Origin of the sequence: Microbispora sp. CA-102843 (assembly GCF_050936215.1) — a bacterium.
Classification (GTDB): Bacteria; Actinomycetota; Actinomycetes; order Streptosporangiales; family Streptosporangiaceae; genus Microbispora.
Genome location: NZ_JBNJNF010000001.1, coordinates 869,214 through 887,474 on the forward strand (window position 1 = coordinate 869,214; position 18,261 = coordinate 887,474).

6 protein-coding genes are annotated in these 18,261 nt (G+C 64.5%); all 6 read right to left on the minus strand.

Translation table 11 applies throughout. The features are described 5' to 3' along the window. Positions 1-331 precede the first annotated feature (331 nt). Positions 332-2,422 carry a DEAD/DEAH box helicase gene (locus tag ACQEVJ_RS04100; RefSeq protein ID WP_433097304.1) on the minus strand — a complete coding sequence of 697 codons (2,091 nt, stop codon included), beginning with the start codon at positions 2,420-2,422 and terminating at the stop codon, positions 332-334. Then, positions 2,419-3,759, minus strand: coding sequence for a BREX system ATP-binding protein BrxD (gene brxD / locus ACQEVJ_RS04105; protein ID WP_433097306.1), 1,341 nt, complete (start codon positions 3,757-3,759; stop codon positions 2,419-2,421). The genes ACQEVJ_RS04100 and brxD overlap by 4 nt, the downstream gene beginning before the upstream one ends. Continuing rightward, positions 3,756-6,464 (minus strand): BREX-2 system phosphatase PglZ, encoded by a 2,709-nt coding sequence (gene pglZ / locus ACQEVJ_RS04110; RefSeq protein ID WP_433097308.1) that lies wholly within the window; start codon positions 6,462-6,464, stop codon positions 3,756-3,758. Before pglZ ends, brxD begins: the two co-directional genes overlap by 4 nt. Beyond that, a complete protein-coding gene (locus tag ACQEVJ_RS04115; protein WP_433097310.1) occupies positions 6,461-10,111 on the minus strand; it encodes a phage resistance protein in 3,651 nt (1,216 codons plus the stop codon). Before ACQEVJ_RS04115 ends, pglZ begins: the two co-directional genes overlap by 4 nt. Before the next feature lie 100 nt (positions 10,112-10,211). Next, positions 10,212-13,871 carry a BREX-2 system adenine-specific DNA-methyltransferase PglX gene (pglX, locus tag ACQEVJ_RS04120; RefSeq protein WP_433097312.1) on the minus strand — a complete coding sequence of 1,220 codons (3,660 nt, stop codon included), beginning with the start codon at positions 13,869-13,871 and terminating at the stop codon, positions 10,212-10,214. Then, positions 13,868-18,055, minus strand: coding sequence for a BREX system serine/threonine kinase PglW (gene pglW, locus ACQEVJ_RS04125; protein ID WP_433097314.1), 4,188 nt, complete (start codon positions 18,053-18,055; stop codon positions 13,868-13,870). Before pglW ends, pglX begins: the two co-directional genes overlap by 4 nt. Positions 18,056-18,261 lie beyond the last annotated feature (206 nt).

Consider the following 18,261-nt stretch of genomic DNA (forward strand, 5'->3'; position numbering starts at 1 on the left):
ACCGTCCGGCCATGGCCTACGTTGCCCTCTCGGATGTGGGTACGGACCGGAAGGAGTGGGGCGCTTGTGCCGAATGGCTCCGCACGAACGAGGACGCCGTCACGTACCTGGCAGCGCATCCGTTGGACTGAATGGCATTGTAGATACGGGATTCCATCCAGTGGCGTCTTTCAGGTCACATGGAGCGTTCGGCCGTGCGATCGGGCAGCGGCGGACTCGCCGGGCTAAGTCATGCGTCAAGCGAGGTTCGGGCACGGGACAGGTACGCATCGTGACCGGCGGAGCCTGGGCAACCTTGACGACCGCTGGTTGAATTCAACTCCTGGCCCCCTCAAGTCGTGACGTTGACGAACCTCTGCGCCTCGCCCAGAACGGCGGCGGATCCTCGGAGGTCGGCTAGCCGAGTGGCCAGAGTCTGCTCGGCGAGCTGAGGTGGAAGTGCCGCGTTGAATTTCAGGCCTTCGAGTGCTTTTCGATCGGGTTCCGGTCGGATGAGCATCTCTCTCGCACCGTGTATTGAGGCATCCCATTCTTCGCGTGAGATGTCCGCCCGAAGCCGAAGGCTAGCGTCACTCACCTGCTGCTTCTGGTCAGCGATGGAAGCGAATGTGCTCTGCAATGTGAGGTTGGCACGGTAGCCGGCCCAGGTCCACCATCGGAGATCAGTGCCCTCTCGGATGATGACCGTTCCGCCCGGGTGGACTGTGGCGAGGGAGTCCTTTCGGACTGCGGCAAGCATCGTGACTGCACGTTGGGTGAGCTGTACTGGTGGGTCCGTGCCCAGGAGCACATCACGCATGGCCCTGGCGAGCTCGAAGGAGGCGCCCCTGGCTGCGGAGGAGCCCCAGCGAGCCTTGCCCTCAAGCCCGTCGAAGGGTTCGACGAAGCACCGACGGCGTTTCCAGTCGATCCAGGTGACCTTCCAGGTGCGTCCACCCAGCAGGATCAGGCGTGGCCCATCGATCTTCTCGGTAAGCAGACCAGGGTCGGTGCGGCCAATCTCCTCTCTCCCGGAGAGCACGGTGAACTCCGGTGCAGCGGTGAAGACGGTGGTGAGATCCATGAAGTTGCGGCGTCCGAAGCGCTTCTCTGCGAGCGCTCCGATGAAGAGCATTCCCCCGTCCTGTTCGAGGAAGCCCTCCGCGATCAGATAGTCAACTACCGGCCGGGCAGCATCGCTGAATAATCCATTCCACCACTGTGGCCAAAGTTGGGACCCCACTCGATGTTCTTGTAGGCAGAGTGCGAGCATCTGCTGGGCCATGATGTGACGCGGCTCAGGCGGTGCCGTGATCGGCTCGACGAAGCCCCGGCTCCACAACAGCAGGAGTCCTGCGGCGGCTACCAAGGCATCTTGATCCAATGCCAGGAACAGGCAGTTACGGGTGGTCCCAGAACGGCGTCCGGTGCGGCCGATCCGCTGCAGGAACGAGGCGACGGAGCCGGGCGCGTTGATCTGGATGACACGGTCCAGATCGCCAACGTCGACGCCAAGTTCCAGAGTCGATGTAGCGACGATCACACAGTCCCGGGCTCCCGCGAAGGCGTGCTCCGCGCGCCTCCGCTCGTCAGCGGAGAGCGACGCATGGGACAGGAACGTCGTAACCCCGCGCGCTCGCAGTGCAGCACCGATTTCTTCAACAAGCCGTTTCGAATCGGTGAAGACCAGCCGCTTTTCCCCTTGGTGGAGAGCCGCGATTATACGGGCGGCGTTCGGTACCGAGCCCACGTAATCAAGCTGGACATCGGGTTGCGCTGCCGAGGAGACGGCGGGTGCCACGATCTCGGCGAGCCGAACACCCTTGCTGGAACCTTGAAGCCACGCCAGCAGTTCAGATGGGTTCCCCACCGTGGCCGAAAGTCCGATCCGCTGGATGGGGCGGGCGGTCAGGTGGGTGAGCCGTTCCAGGACGGCAAGTAGGTGCCACCCCCGATCATCCCCGGCGAACGCATGCACTTCGTCCACGACCACGGCTCGAAGCCCAGCGAAGAACTGATGGTGATCGACCTTGGTCGAGACCAGCATCGACTCGATCGATTCTGGGGTGGTTAGCAGCACGTTCGGTGGGTCCCGTAGGATGGCCTCCCGCCTCGCGGTAGGCACGTCGCCGTGCCACAGCGCGACGCGACGGCCGACCCATGTCGAGTACAACTCTAGGCGCGGCAGCAAGTTGTTGAGCAGAGCCTTGAGCGGGCACACGTACAGCACCGAGACGCCGGTCCATCCGCCTTCGACCATGGCCGACAACACCGGGAACATGGCCGCTTCTGTCTTGCCCCCTGCCGTCGGTGCCAGCAACAGAGCGTCCGCGCCGTCAAGCACAGGCGTGACAGCGGAATCCTGAAGAGGGCGCAAATTTGCCCAGCCCAGAGTGTTGACGATGTGATGGGCCAAGGAGGGATGCAGGCGGTTGAACGTCACGGCAAATCAAGTTCCACGTCGCCCGGATCCGACGCTCGGACAACCAAGACGTTACGCTCTTCCTCGGTCAGTTCAGTAGCCGACATGGTGAGTGCGTAGTGCCGACGAGGATCGAAATCGGGAAACTCGTCCACCCGGTCGAGTACGTCGGCGACCAGTTTCCGCAGAAAGATCCGTGGTGCCACGCCAATCTTGCCACCGAGCCCACCCGTGACAGCGGAAGCCAATGTCGCGACGTAGGCATCGTCGACCTGCGCTCGCACCCGCTCTTGGGATCGCGCGCCGGCGGCATAGAGATCTCGTACGGCAGAGCCGAGCTGAACCAGCCGTGCCATATCAAACCCAGGTAGCCGGATCTGTACAGCTCGAGGGGAGTCGAAGCGTGAGTCCGTGCCGAAGTCGGTCGCCAAACGCTGCGCCAGAGGAGTCAGCCGCTGCACGCCTTGCTGACCGTCGTAGAAGGTGGGTGTCCCAGTGATCACGAGATAGAGGCCGGGGAAACGTCCCGAATCGACCTCGTCGATCAGCTGGCGTAGGGCATTCAGCCCCTTCTCGCGGACATCTGTCCGGACCCGTTGCAGGGTCTCGATCTCGTCCAGCACAACCAGGAGCCCAGGGTGGCCGCAGTCGCGCAGAACGGTGAGCAGCCCTTGGAGGAAGCCCAGAGCACCGAAGTGGTCAAGGTCGCCGCGGATGCCCGCCGCTCGTCGGGCTGACGCGGCGACGTTCGGCTGACCGCCGATCCATGCAAGGAGCGACTCGGCCAGCGCGTGATCCTCACTGATACGGGCTCGACGATAGGTACGCAGCGCAGCAGCAAACGCCGGCGTGGACCGCGCCACGCTAGCCAGCCGCTGCTCAAGCAGCTCGTCGACTCCAGCGCTCAAGGCGTCGACGTTCTGGGGGTCGATGGAGCCGACGGCGAGAACGTCCTCCTCAAGAGTAAAGAACCAGCCGTCGATGACATCCCGAAGAGCGCTGGGCTGCGCGGAAGCCGTGGAGAGCCGCTCAACCAGCCGGCGGTAGACGGTCTCCAGCCGGTGCAGGGGAGTCTCGGTTTCCGAGATCTGGATCTCTGTGGCGGCCAGGCCACGCCGCTTGGCGCGCTCAGCAAGCCAGCGGGTGAAGAACGTCTTGCCGGAGCCGTACTCGCCGCGGACTGCCTTGAAGACCGCCCCACCCGACGTCACGGTTGCGAGCTCGTCGTCAACCGCGTTCTCGAAGCGTTCCAACCCGACAGCGAACAGGTCGAGACCAGTTGACGGGACGGTCCCGCGGCGGAGGGCGTCCACCACCTCGCGGCGACGGACAGCGCTGACCGACACGGGTGTGCTCACGATGTCATCCCGAGGAACTGCTCGCGCAGCAGCGGGACGTTCAATTCGACGGTGCGTCCGCCGTCGGTCTCTGCCAGTACGACGTAGCCGTCCACATTGAGCAGCTTCGCTACTTGGGCGAGGTACCCGGACATACGGAAAACTGGCTGTCCAACGAGGGTCGCCGCAGCGGTAATGGGCAGCTTGCCACCCGCAGTGACCAGACCGTCGATGAACTTGGCGATCTCTGGGCCTTCGGGCGCACGCCGGACGAACGCGCGCTGAGCAGCGAGCAGTTCCGAGGCGGCGACGGACGCGCCGAGGGTGGGAGGAACCTCAATCTCCGCGACGGCGAAGAGCCCTTCGTCCAGCGTGAGCCGAGGCTTGCGCGACTTCTTCTTCGGCGCCAGAGCAGAGGCGGGGACCGAAGGCGCTGCCACGGGTGTGTCCCACCAGACGGGAGCGTGCACGGGCGTTCCGTACTCGAACCAGCCCTTGGGCACGAGATCTGAGGAGGGCACGAAAGAAAGTATCGGGATCACCATCTCGGCAGGGGCGGCTCCCCCGTGATAGCCCGCCTTACGTGGTGTGTACCGGATCCGCTCGTCCCAAGGCACGACGACTGTCCCGCCCGCCAGCACCCGTGGGCCGCGCACCTCGATCTCTCCAGCCTCCGCCGTTCCACGGCGATAGCGCGCGGAGTCCGCAGAGGCAGGGTGGATGTCCCCACCCCGGTCGAGCACATGCCCGTGGTCGGAGGTGAGGAGGACCGGGCGGCCTATCCGCCAAGCCTCATCCAGCAGTGAGTTCAGGTAGGCGATGTCGGAGAGTCGCCAGTGTGGCAGCCCGTCCTCGCGTCCGCGGTCCAACGCATCGTCAATCGTGTTCAGGACAACGCCTACAACCGTGGAGACGTCGCGGATCGCGGCCAATACCGAATCGGCGATGTGCGTGCCCGCGCCACCCCGCAGTTCACCCTTGTGGAACAACGCCGAAGTCCGACCACGCCAAAACGCCGTGAACCCGGCTTTCTCCTCCGGTTGACCTCCAGAGCGGAGTGCACCAGAGAGCATGCTCGTCCTCGAGAACTGGGTGATCGAGGGCACAGTGGCGATGGCGGGCTCCCGTCCGTCATCGCGGCGTCCGACTTCGATCCAGCGCCGTCCGTTAACAATGTCCTCGGCGAGTTCGCAGGCCACTGCGGCACTCATGCCATCCAACACGATGATCAAGGGAGGTCGTCGCTCTGCGATCGGCCGGGCGATCCGGTCCAGGAGGTTCTCAGCGAGCACGAGTTCTCTGGTGTCACCGGACAGTTCGGACCACGCCGCGAGCCGCTCAGCGAACACACGGTCGAAGTCGGCGCGACGTTCACGGACCGCGTCATACAGCGCCCTGTACGCCGCCCCTGCGGACGGAACCCGTGCGGTGTCTGCTCCCCAGATGTGAGCGAGGGCGCGATCAACCCATGCGTATTCCCGCAGGTAATCGGTTGCGCCGTCGCGCAATGTCCTAGGTGTTCTCGTGGTCACGGCGAGCCAGCGCACGAGCCGTACGGCTGACGCTGCTGCCTCCACCTCGGCAGCCCGCGCGATCGTACGGCGATGCTCGCCGAGTTTGGCCCATGCCGCCTCGATCACTGCGACGTCGCTAGACCGTGGCAAGGGCAGAGCCGACGAGATCTCGTTCGTCAGTCTGGCCATGCGAGCCTCGAACCCGGCGTCCAGAATCGAGCTGGCGCCGGCAAAACTGTCGGCGCCGAGCCCGCGGAGCATCTGTTGGGCACGGTCACACATCTCGTCGGCGAGTCGAGCTTGTGCGCCCAGACTCCAGCGAACGACCAGCGAATCGCAAGCCTCGGCGAAGCTTCGGATGTCGGTTGCGGAAGGCGCCTGCCCGCCGAAGAACCGCTCCTCCGCACGAACCCTCGCGGTGATCCGTGCCCTCGCGGTGTTGTCGTCGGGGTCGGTGCCTTCGGTCGTGTACAGCCCCGAAATAGCGAGCCCTAGCGGTACAGCCTCGTGGACCTGCCCGCTCCGAAACATTCGGAAGATCACTCGGGCTGCCGGGCCGATGCTCTCGGCGAGCCAGTCGCCCAGCCCGTCACGTTCTTCTTGACGGAGGTCCGTGAAGCGCATGATGGCGAGATCGTTGAGGGTCCACTCCAAGAGCGCTGCCGCGTCGAGTTGCTCCTCGTCGGAGGAGCCCCCGAACCTGACCGCCGTCAGCCGGTTCAGCGCGGTCTCCAGGGTGAGCAGCGGGCCGGTGAGCTTGCGCCATCCGGTCTCTCGGGGTTTGGCGTCCAGCAAGGACTCAGCCAGCCAACGCCAGTCCTTCTTGGCCAGCCGCGGATCCAGTCGCTTTGCCCCGAAGTCGTCGGCAACCAGATCCCACCGGTTGATCGGCCGAACGGTGTGTTCGATGGCTCCCGCCAGGACCGAGAGCCCTATCTCCTCATCGTCGCACGGCGTGAGCACGACGAGAAAGGTGCCGGGATCGCGTGGGGCACTGATCGCGTCCAGTACAGAGAGCACAGTAGGACAAGCCGCCACTTTGGCGTCGATGCCGTCGGGGGAGATGTCGGTCGTGCCGCGCCACTCTGGAGCAGCACGAAGGAGTAGCACCCGTTCGGGGCGATTGCGTTTCTCGGTGAACGACTTGGCCCGGCGAAGTTCGCCTTCGACGACCGCATGGTTCGCCGTAGGGATGGTCGTCGGAATCGTCATCGCACGATCCGCCAAGTGATCTCGAACTCGGCGTCCGGGTTCGCCTCCGCTTCCTTGCGCAGTTCTTCGACGACCGCGAGAGTCTCGGGGCCTCGCACCGTGTGGCGAGTGGTGCCGGGGATCGGCTTCGGCTTCTTGCCGTCATCGATGGGCGGCAGTGGAGGAGGGGGAGGCGGGGGCGTCTCGGTGAGCAGGTCGATCGCGTCCTGCTCTGCCCGCGTCAGCGCACTAGCAAGTTGCACCTCGTGCTCGTCGTGACCCGCGGCGATGCGAAGCTGATCGAGGATCGCTCGCGCGGGCTCCGCTTTCTCGCTCGTGCCGTCACCGAGCACGGGAAGCTGGTCGATGAGCCGCCAGCGCACGTTGGCAAGCGCGGTGGTCAGCGTCTTGGCGCTGCCTAGGCTCGCCCGGTAGATGGCGGACTCTTTGGGCAGCTTCGCGCCGGCCAGCGCCCGGATCACCGCTGTGGCATCGCCGATGGTGAGCAGGTTCAATGTGCTCGCCGCGGCCTGCGCGGTCGTCAGCCGTGCCGAACCATCCAGCCCCAGGGTGTCGGCATGCCGCTTGAGCTCGGCGACGTGAGCCTCGATCGCGGGCAGCCACTCTGAAGCCTTCGCACGTAGGTCCGCGGCGACAGCCTGTACGGCTCGCGCCGACAGCACCGGCGGCCGGGCCACCTCGAAGATGGCCCCCGCCCTCTCAGACGCCAACTCCCATTCGGTCTGCGACGGCAGTTCCTGCCGCTTCAGCACCAGGTCGCCGGTGATCTTCCCGAGCTCGGGAGCCTCCCGCTGCGGCTGGCCGCCCCTGACCCAGGCACGGTCTGTCTGGATCGCATAGCAGGACACCAGCAGGTCGATGACCAGCGGAGGCAGTCCCGGCTGTTCCTCCAGGATCCAGTCCCGGATCTTGGCGACGCTCACCTCGGCAGCGGCGGCCCCAGCGCGCCGGTCGATGAGCTGCTTCCATTCGTCCCCGAGCACGAACGCGGCCTCGTGCATCACGCCGACCTTTAGCGGGTTGGCAATCCGCTTCAGGACCGCCACGTTGTTCGACGCGACCTCGGCCCGGCCGACCTTGTCCTGGGCGGCCTGCTCGACCGTCTGCAGCACGATGGCAAGTTCCGACCGGGAGATCTCCTTACGGCGCCCCTGGATGTCGAAGTCGGGGTGCTTGGGATACCGATGGTCCAGGAGCAGGAGCGCCAGATAGCGCAGCGCCTCCGGGAAACCCTGACCGACTCGGGGCTTGAGCTGAAGCTGCGAGTCCAGGCAGAGCACGTGCTCCTCGACTCTGGCACCCAAGTCCGCGTCCCTCTCCCGGTCGCTATCGATGCCGTACGCCGCCTTGATCGTGCCGATCAGGTTCGACCGGAGCGCCGCGCGCCGGTTGTCCAACTGGGTGCGAGCGTGGTGACGGTCCTCCAGGCTGAGCGTGGGGGTGTAATCGGTGAGAAGATCCCGATCCAGCAGGAACTCAATCTTGATGAGGTCTTCCAGATCGCGGATCCGGTCGGCGGACAGGAAGTGCGGCAGCCATACCAACGTCGGCGGCCGGTCAAGATCGGCCTGCAACTCGCGGACCCGGCGCAGGTCTTCGGCGGGGCTGTGCGTGCCCTCGTCGAATGGGTAATCGATCACGAACCGGATCGCGTCCGGCTCGGTCGGCGAGAACTCTCCCGTGGCCACCTTGTCCCGATCGCGCACGTTCGCGAAGGCTACCTCTACGGTCCGCAGGGTTCCGCGCCAGATCACCGTGGTCGTGGGTACGAACTGCCCCTTGTCCACGACGCCCAACTCCGACCAGAGCAGCTCCTTGATAGTGGTGCGCTTGGCGGACTCGTCAGCCGCGTGCACGACCTGGGCCAGGATGGCCTTGGTGTCCACGCCAATCAGCGCGACCTCAACGGACGGGTCCTCGGCGTCGGAGACCCGGATCTCGCCGAACTCGTTGGCCATCTTCCGCAGCGTCTCAGCCACGGCCCGTGGCTCCCGCCCGGCCAGTGATGCGACGACCGCGCCGTGGTTGAGGGCGGCCAGCCGCGTTGAGCTGAGGTTACGCAGCGCGGGCACGCCTGGCACCAATGCTGCCAGCAGCAGCGTCTTGGCGATCAAGTCGTCAGAACGGAACGAGTGCCGCGCCGGCAATGCACGAGCCTGGTCCTCGGTGAGCTCGTGTTTCTTCAGCAGGTACGGCCGCAGCTTCACCTTGTAGAAGCGCTGCGCCTGGGCGAACTCGCCTTTCAACTTGTCGGAGAACGGCTCGTCCTTGCCGTCGGTGAGAACGTCATAGATGGCACCGAGTGGCATGAGCTGGCCTACCACAAGCACGTCCCGGTAAGCGACTAGGAGCTGCTGCATCAACCGCAGGGCGGACCGCTGCCGCTGTAACGCGCTCGACAAGTCCACCATCGCGTGCAGGAAGGCGGGGCTGAACGGGTAGGTCGCGCGGAACGACTCCCGGTTGCCAACACCACCCTGCGCGTCCAGGAGGGTCTCCCACACCTGGGAGCGGACGGCCGCCGTCTGCTCAAACGCTGCATCCAGCTCGGCCCCGGCGCCGGGCTTCACATGGAGCATCCGATACTTCACGATCTCTGGAAGGTTACGGTCCTCCAGCTTGATCACGTTGAACCGTTCGGCCCAATAGTTCAACGTGTCGAACAAGCTGCCCGCCTGGCCGCCGGCGATGTCTCGGCCCACCAGGTCCTTCAGGTCACGCTGTCGCGGGATGAAGCTGATGATCGGCGCAGGACGCTCGTTTTCCGCCGATTCCACCAGCTTGGAGATCTTCTGGGCCTCCATCGTCATGTGCTTGGTGTCGCTGACCAGGCCGGAGAGCCAGAGCACCAGCTCGTCCAGGAGCAGCACGACCGCGTCGTACCCGAGCACACTCTTGGCGTGCTTGCTGATCACCGACAGGCCCTCGTCAAGCGAGATGTATGACTCGGCATCTGACCGCACGGCCCGGGCGTACCGCTTGAAGGGCCCCATGAGAAGGTCACCGATCAGGCGCCGCCGCTCTGGATCGCTGGGTGGTGCGGCGAACGCCGCATCCAGCAGAGTCGTGTCCCAGGACTTCTGCCACTGCGAGCCACCGCGGGATATCTTCGCAATAAATGCTTGGTCACCGTCATCGGCACGCATCTGTGCCGCGTCCGCCATAAGTTCGTCATCGACGAACACTGCGGGCAGTGGCTTGTCCGGGTGAACCTTTAGTACATGAGCGACGTAGCCTCCAAGGACCGCCGCCTCCAGAGACCTGGCTTCGACCACGTGGTACGGCACGAGCAAGAAGCTCCGCCCGGCCAGCCACTTGTCGTGCTTGCCCACGATGTCGGCGAGTCCTCGTTTGCCGCGCGCCAGCGGATCCCCCTTGAGGATCGCGTGCAGCACCGCCATGAAGTGGCTCTTACCGGACCCGAACGATCCATCGAGGTAGGCGGCATTGGAGCGACGCCGCTCTACCGCGTCCTGGATGAGTCCCAAGGCCTTGTCGAAGCTGGCTGAAAGCTGCTCGGTGACCACGTAATCTCGGATCGTGGCGTCCTTAAACCGCTCGTCCACGCCGTCCGAAATGGTCAGGACATAGTCCCCGGACGTCACCCGCTCCGGGATCTCGATCAGGTCGCGCAGCAGCTTCGTCATCGTCTCTCGTAACCTCGTCGTCCTCGCCGCCGTCAATACGCAAGCGCTGTGCTTGCGTAAACGGCATCACGCAAGCAATTCTGCTAGCGGGTTGTCCAGCCTACGAGCGGCGTGGTCGTGGGTCTGGCTGTTTGCGTACTGTACGGCCCCGGCCGGTCGCCTTCGGCCGCCAGGCAGCCAGCTCATCGTTGGTCAGTTTCAGCTCACGCTGCTGCTCCTCCAGGTACTCGGCGTATCCGCCTGCGGGAATGCGCCCCTCCGCATCACGCTCACCGTGCCACTGCCACACCCAGGGCATGACCTCGGCCAGGCCGGCGACCAAAGGCGTGAGCCGGTCACGATCCCAGCCTTCATCGAACCGTCGCTCCTCGATCAGTGTGAAGAGCGCCTGCGCCTGCTCAAGGTGGTTCCATCCTGCCCAGCCGAGCAGCAGCGACCCATCGGTGTCCGGAGAGGCGTGCGGGTAGGAGATGAAGCGCTCCTTCGGCACGTCGAGCTTGCCACGGTTCCGCCAGTACGACGCCTTGAGGAAGTCACCCAAGCCATACTTGTCGGGCACGTCGATGTCGAGCCGCTGCCCCGTCCGGTCCTCTTCGCGCTGCCGTTCCCAGGTGTGCTCCCAGCGGGCGCGCTTGACCAGCCCGGACTCCTTGTAGCGGAGTTGAGCGAGGTACGGCACGTGCTCGGCCTCGACAATCTCCGCGACCACATCGACGAGCTTGACGTCATCGCCTCCGTAGAGACGGGCCACAGACACGAAATCGGAGTCCCTCGAGAGGCGGTCGGCAAGCCGATAGACCGTCATCGGCTTGGACTGCTCGCCCCCGGATCCGTCGGGGGCGAACCAGAGCGACCGCTCCTCGCATCGGTCGAGCAGCCAGTTCCGAAGAGCTTCTTTCTCCTTCTTCTCCCACGGCTCACTCGCCCAGCGCCGCTTGCACTCCGGCCGCTCGATCAGCGCCAGATCCCGGCGTCGCTCGATCGTCCCGATGCGCTTCTCCACCACCCGCCGGTATGCCTCCGGCCAGTGCTTCGGAACCTCCGTGATCGGCGTTGACCCATGCCGTTCGAACCACGACGTCTCGGCCTCGCCCCTGGCAACGTCCCGAGCCAGCACGATTTCGAAAGCACGCTCTCCGAGCTTCACATCCGGTACATCTTCCGGTTCCGCGATCACCTCGACTGATTCAGCGTCATCAATCAGCCCGTATAGGCGATAGACCTCCCAATCCAACTCCTCCTGCAATGCGATCATTCTGCCCTTAACGTGCCTATATTCATCAAGAGCTGCATCCAATTTTTCTCGTCCTGGTACGCCGTCGGCACATATAGCCATCGGTTCAACTCTGGACAGCTTTTGCCCGAGCAGATTCAGTTGTCGCGATAGCTCTAGAGGGAGTTCTTCCGGGAGCGGGAAATCTTTTAGCTTGTCTCCGTCAATTCTATATCGCTCCTCCCATGGCTCATCTTGCACTCCGCGACCGATACCACTGCCCCCCTTGGGTGGCATGAGCTGCCGAAACCAGAATCCGACAACCGAACTATTTAGAGCTCCCACGAGAGCAACGTGATCGCCTTCACCTGCCGCTTCAGGTAACTTGATTACCGGAGCGGGTCGATTGAATATCTTACCCCCACCATCAAATACGAAGTGGTTATGTGTGGACATGTAAGCGAAAACGATCGACGAGCGCGTTGAGTATGCGGACGCAGTGTGTTGCATGTACTCCCACCAGTCAAGCCCTGCATCCGCCATGTTTCCCTGAAATGTACGGCGCTCCTTGAGGAGTTCTCGCCATGGCCACAGTTCGTGCGCGAAAGACTTCTGATCTAGGTCTGCGGTATATGGGTAGAGGATCCAATTCTCAAGGTTGATCCGCCAGTCGCGAACGTTCTCTCCAGAAATAAGTGGTTTTAAGGCCGATCTGTCCACCCTAAGCCTGAAGGTACTGCGTCCTGGTCGGAGGAATGCTTCATCTGCCCCAGCTCGAATGCTCCGACCGATGGGCATCCTGATGCGATCTTCAAGACGCTGCAAGCTTGCAGAAGAAATCTGGCGTAGCACATGGGAGGATCCACCCCCTGACAGGCTCCACGGATACGTGAGGAGCCTTTCCCGAGGAAGATCACGAACGGAGACCCATTCGCTATCGCTGTTCGGCAATTGAATCTGATCGAGGATCGCTCGCCACACGTGGCCATCTGCGGGATTCGCCGGCTGGCCAGGCTCACCACGTATCCCCATCACTGTACGAATAACTCCATTTGAGAGCGGGAGTTGATTTCGGCCAATGAGGATGACGGTGGGCGTTCCGTGCCCAGGGATTCGAACTCCTGACGTATCAATAATGTGAGTAAGCTGTGGAGAGAGTCGAGGATCTGCTCCCGAAAAATAATCCTCGATCAACTTTTTTCCAAACTTACTCTTCATGAAGGAGTTCGCTGTTATTTGGCCAACGATTCCGCCATCGCGACTGCTTCCACTGGCTCGCTTTGCAAGGCGGAAGAACCGCTCCGCAAACGGAACAGAAAGTGCGTATGTTCCTGAGCATGTTGAGTACGCTTTTCGGTAGTTTGCATTTTCCCGACTATCTTTCACTGAGATATAGGGCGGGTTGCCGACAACGACATGGTAGCTGCCGACTTTGAGGATGTCGCAGTCCCGCATGTAGTCGAAGACGTCTTCGGTCCGGAAGGTGAAATCCTCAGGGCGTTCGATGATGCCGGGGATCTCATCTTCGCGTACAGGGCCGCCTTCGCCGTGGAGGAGAGAGTCGCCAACGGCTACATTTATGGCGAGGTCACCTCGAAGCTCTGTGAGTCGGTAAATAGCTCCGGCCTGCATAGCAACGAGGAGCAGGCGGAAACGGGCAATCGCAGCAGCGAAGGGGTTCTTGTCGACGCCGTGGATCGAGTTGAGTGTGCGGGCGATCAACTCCCAGCGGTCGGCCGCCGGCGCCCTTCGTTCCCATTCGCCGAGCAACCGGTGGAACGCACCAAGCAGGAAGTGGCCAGAACCACACGTTGGATCGATCAGCCGGAACTTTCCGTCGAGGAAGTCGTCAGCGAACTCTTCCAGTGCGGGCGTCAGGGTGTAGTCGAGAATGAACTCCTCGACGAACTCGGGGGTTTGCCGCAGCGCATAGGTGTCCTTGGCGTGCTGGGAGAGGTCCTCGTAGAGATCTCCGAGGAAGCGGGTGTTCCAGCCCGGGTCGGTGAAGTCGTGGCGGATCTCGCCGCTCTCATCGGTCTCGCGCCAGAACGCCAGCAAGCCCTTCGTGGCCTCGTGTGACGGGGTGATCGTCCACATCGGGTTATGGGCCTTGTCGAAGAGCCCGGCCGTGACCTTGGTGACCGAGAGGGCGTCGAAGGAGCGCTCAATCCAGCCGCGGTCGGTTGGGTCATGGGCGGTGTTCCAGTACTCGTCCTGGCGTTCCTTCGCCACGGCCAGGCGGGAGCCATACTGCTCGGACGCCCGTCCCGCGATGTAGGGGTGTTCGAGGAGTCCATTGTCCTCGCAGAAGCGGACGAACACCGTGCCGAGCACCCAAGCGACAGCGGCCTGAGTCACGCGGTCGTCGAGCCAGGAGTTCTTCAGGCCGGGGTCATACGGCACCGCCGTACGCTCGGCGTCTCGGGCCGCGCGCCACTCAGTACGGAGAGCCTCGTCGAACTCGTCTGCCGCCCGTGCGCGCAGGTCCTTCTCCAGTTCGCGGACCTGAACCTTGAGGTCACGAACAAGGGCGGAACGGTCGATCACGAGACTCTCCTGAGCTGGTCGGCGCGGGCAAAACCTGGGGGGATGGCAAGGTGCTCGGCGTCGCCGGGCATCACACCGATGCCGTGACCATCAAGGGTAGGCGGTCGCTTGGGGTCGCTCATTGGACAGAGCAACCAGAGCGCGTGGGGGTTCGCTGCGGACTGCCGGGCGCGGGAGGCCAGCCGGGCGAGCAGCTCGAAGCCGCCGATGTAGCGGGCGAGTGGAGTGGCATCGGTGAGCAGCACGACTCCCTCGGTGCCGTGAATCCGCTGCTCCAGGCGGCGCAGTGACTCACTGACCATAATGCCGAAGCCGGCGCGGGCGTCGGGGGCCGCGTCGGCGACGTCCGCGGCCACCACGACGCCCCAGTCGGGCCAGCCCTGCCCGTCGCGGATCGCGTGCAACTCCCGAACGAACTCGGCGGTCACGTCCAGTGCGGTCACCTGCGGGAGGGCGTGCAGGGCGTTGCGTACGGCTACCGCCTCGCTGACCCCGACCTTCAGCACGAGGAAACCTCCACGCTCGACCGACTCGTCCAGGCGCTGCCAGGCCTCGTCCTTGGAGGCTCCGCCGTACGCCATGGGGGTCAGCGTGCCGCCGGTGTGACTGCGAACGTGGGTCCGGGTGCTGGTGGGCAGGACGTACCGTCCGCCGGTGACCTGCACGGAGTAACCCATTTTGGCCAGCAGAGGCCGCAGTTCGGCAGGCTTCGGCGGCGTGGTGAGCTCCGGAAAGCGGGCCAGAACTCGCTCGACGAGCTGCTCCGGGGTGACTCCCGGAGCGCCCAGGTAGCCGACGATCTGTGCGAGATGCAGAGCGCGCTCGGGGTCGAGGTCCCGGGGGTAGAGCTCCAGCCGCGGTGACACGGCAGCGGTCCTGGAAGCTGCGCCGGCGAGCGCGACCAGTCCGGTGTCAGACATTGACACCATGCCCTGGGGCTTCTTGACCCCGCGTAGCCCGGCCAGTACGCCTACGGTTCCAGGGAGCGGGTTGCGAGTGACGAGCAGTTCGGCGCGCTCGCCCAGCTTCACGGCATATTCGAGAAGCTCCGCCTCGCTCGGCGCGTCCTTGTCCTCACCAGCTGATACTGCGACCAGCATCCTGTCGGGGAGATCTCTGTCGGTCTCACGGCGGCGGGTCTTCAGCTTGGGATTGTCGAGCTTCAGCTCGGTTTCGATCGCTGCCCGGACACACGCCAAGGCGTGTGCGAGCCGTACCTCTTCGTCTTCGAGGCCCGAGCCGCGGCGAGCGAGCAGCGCGACGGCGATCTGTCCGATCTCCAGCACCCGGCCGCTCTCCCGCAGGATGTCGGCCACGTCCTTGCGCAGGGCGGTGGTCACCCGGATGGTTTTCGCCCAGCGCTCACGGGTCTCGGTGAGGACGTTCGAGACGTACGTGCGGTCGAGACCGGCGTATTCGGCGATCTTCTGCGCCGAAGACCAGGCAGCGATGGACGGGAGCGTGCCGTCGATCGGCAGCCGCAGCGCCAGCCGTACGACATTGACCCGGCCTTCGCTGCGGGCAGTCAGCTTGGGAACGAGTTGCTCGGCGGCCTCTTCGACCGTGAGGTGGGCCAGGTCGTGCTCGACGACGGGCGCCGAACCAGGGGCGGGCTGGATCAGGCCGAGGCTGCGCCGCCACTGACGGGCCCGTCGTACGAGCTCGTTCTTCGGGCCGAGGCCGACGCCGCGCAGGCGCATGATCTGCGAGGCGGGGATGCGGATCAGCTCGCCTACGGTGGCGACCTCAAGCTGATGTAGGGCGACAGACTGGGCGTGTCCAGTCAGGCCGGCAGCTTGTACCGGGGTGTCGAGGCGAGCGGCCAGCGCTGCGGCGTCACGCTTTTCTGTTGGGTCGTCGGTCACCGCGCGTACCGTGTGGGGCGTGGTCAGCGGCTCGCTCTTGTCGAGGTCGCGGAACACCTCGGACCATCCGCGGCGCAGTGCCCGAAGGTCGGGGAAGCGCTTGGAGACGTCCCGGTGGAGTGCCTTCTCGAAGAAGGGGACCAGGCGGTCGCGAAGCACCGGATTGAAGGCCGCCTCGGCGAGCTGCGGAGTCTCCTCTTGGAGCATCCCCGGCGCGGTCGCGCCGTCGCCCCAGCTTGGTAGCTCGCCTGCGGCCATGTTGTGTAGCGTGACCGCCGCCGCGTACCACTCGGCGGCCTTGTCGAAGTACGGCCTGCGGTCCTCGCCGAGAAACGGGTCGAGATAGGGCGGAGTCCCTGCTCGAGTGGCGCTCTCGGAGGCGTCCGCCAGCGAGAAGTCGAACAGGACCAGGCGGCGAGCCTTCTTGTTCAGCTCTTTGACGCCGATGTTCTCTGGCTTGATGTCGCGGTGCCAGACACCCGCGCCGTCGAGATAGACCAGGGCGTCGAGGAGGTGGTCACCGAGGCTCTCCAGCTCGTCCAGGCCGAGCCTGCCCTCGTGGCGCAGGTGCTCGGCGAGGGTCCGTTCTCCGGCGCGTTCCAGCACGATGAGGGTCCGGCCGCCGATCTCCAGAGGGCCGTCGATGAGCCGGACGATGTGGGAGTCGTGGAGCTGCCGTAACTGGTTTGCCTCACGGATGAGACGGGCGGCGCTGGAGTCGCTGAGGGCGACTTTCAACACCTCACCGGTCGTGGTCAGGAAAGCGCGGGCGGTGGAGCCCTTGCCCAGGACCTTCTCCACGGTCCAGCGGCCGATAGTGGAGCCTCTGACGGCTTCCAGAGGGTCGCGGTCGGGCTCGTCGGGTTCGGCCAGCTCCGCCTCGACGACATCGAGGCGCTCCAGGAACTGGCGTACGGTCTCGAACCGGTCGACCGCCTGAGTGTGAGTCGCGTTCCGGACGAGGTCGTCCATGCTCGGCGTGATTGAGTCGCTGACAGCACTCGGCACGAGCGCGAACTCGCTCTGCAGCCGCTTTCCGAGCCCGGCTCGGTCCTCGGCGGGCGGCTGGCCGGTCAGGATCAGATGGCTAAGTGCGCCGAGCCCGAAGATGTCGAGCAGCGCGCCGTCGGCGTCAACCGTACCGAACTCAGGGGCGAGGTAGGGCGCGGCGGACAGCTCCAGGTGCTGTGCGAGCGAGGTTCCGTCGCTGCCGAGCAGCGTGGTTCCTTGCGGCCGGGACGCGGCCTGCCAGTCAGCAATCTTCAGGCGGGGGTACCGGCCGTCCATCGCCACCCAGACGCAGCGGGCGGCCAGTGCGCGATGGTAGAGGTGGCGGCGGTGCGCATGGTCGATAGCCTCGGCGAGCTGGCGGATCATCTCGACCCGGGTCTCCACCTCCAGGCTGTCGCTTTGGACCGCCATCAGGTGGTCGAGCCGCTGCCAGTCCTCACCGTGCTTGAAGACTATGGACGGGCCGGCGTCGTGCTCGTCGCTGAACAGGTCAGCCGTAACAATGCCCTCGTGGTTGATGCCCTGCAGTGCCAGGTACTCGCGGTGGGCCGCGCGGCGGGTGGAGGTGCGTGCCTCTTCCGTGGCGCCGAGCTCGGACAGGTACACGCGCACGCGGCGCGGCTCGTCGCCGGGCAGCGCCGTGTTGCTCGCGAGGAAGTCGGTCCAGGTTGGACCGGCGTCAAAGGAGCGCCGGTCAAGCTGGTAGGGACCGATCTTGTAGCGTTTGCGCAGGCCGCTGACGCCGATGTGAGCGAGTAGCCGGTTCAGTTCTTTCGAGATCTGCGGCGTCACCCCGCCTCGGCCATGGTGCAGGCCGTCCCAGATCCCGGTTAGTCCGGTCTGTGCGCCTTGGCGGCCATAGACCTTGACCTTCTGGATGTCGTCGAAGCGGCACTCCAGGTTGGGGGCGGAGAGGAAGACGGCGGGCTCGATCCACGGGACCGTGATCTTCAACTTGAGATCGCGTACGGCCTGCTCCAAGCGGCCCTTGAGTTCCTTAGCCTTCTGGTCGGTGAAGTGCAGCGGGTTATCGATCGTCCGGATCCGCTCGTCACGGAAGATCCATTTCGAGCCTTCGTTGACGGCCTTACCGGGGTGGCTCTTGATCTCGACCAGGAAGAGGCCACCCGGGGTGGCGATGAGCAGGTCGACCTCGCGAACGTGACCGAACTGCCCGGTGAAGGTGAAGGTGCTCCACGCGCGGTAGGGCTCGGTCTCGGGCATCAGGGCGCGGATGTGCTTGAGCGCGTCCTCTTCCCATTGGAAGTCGGACCTGTGCCCCACCCAACGTCCCTGCCCCGTACTCATCGGCCTGCTCTTCTCCCTGACCAGCCTTATTCCGTTGGCATCTTGCCAGCTTCCATCCCTACTGGCACGGCAGTACACACCACCGAGCGGACAATCAAGACGGAAGTGACGATGTGTATCGGCTGGTGTGCGAATTGTGACGATACCGCAAGCCGAATGAATTCAAACGCCAGCAATGCCGGGGAATCGTAAGGACAACGCCGTGT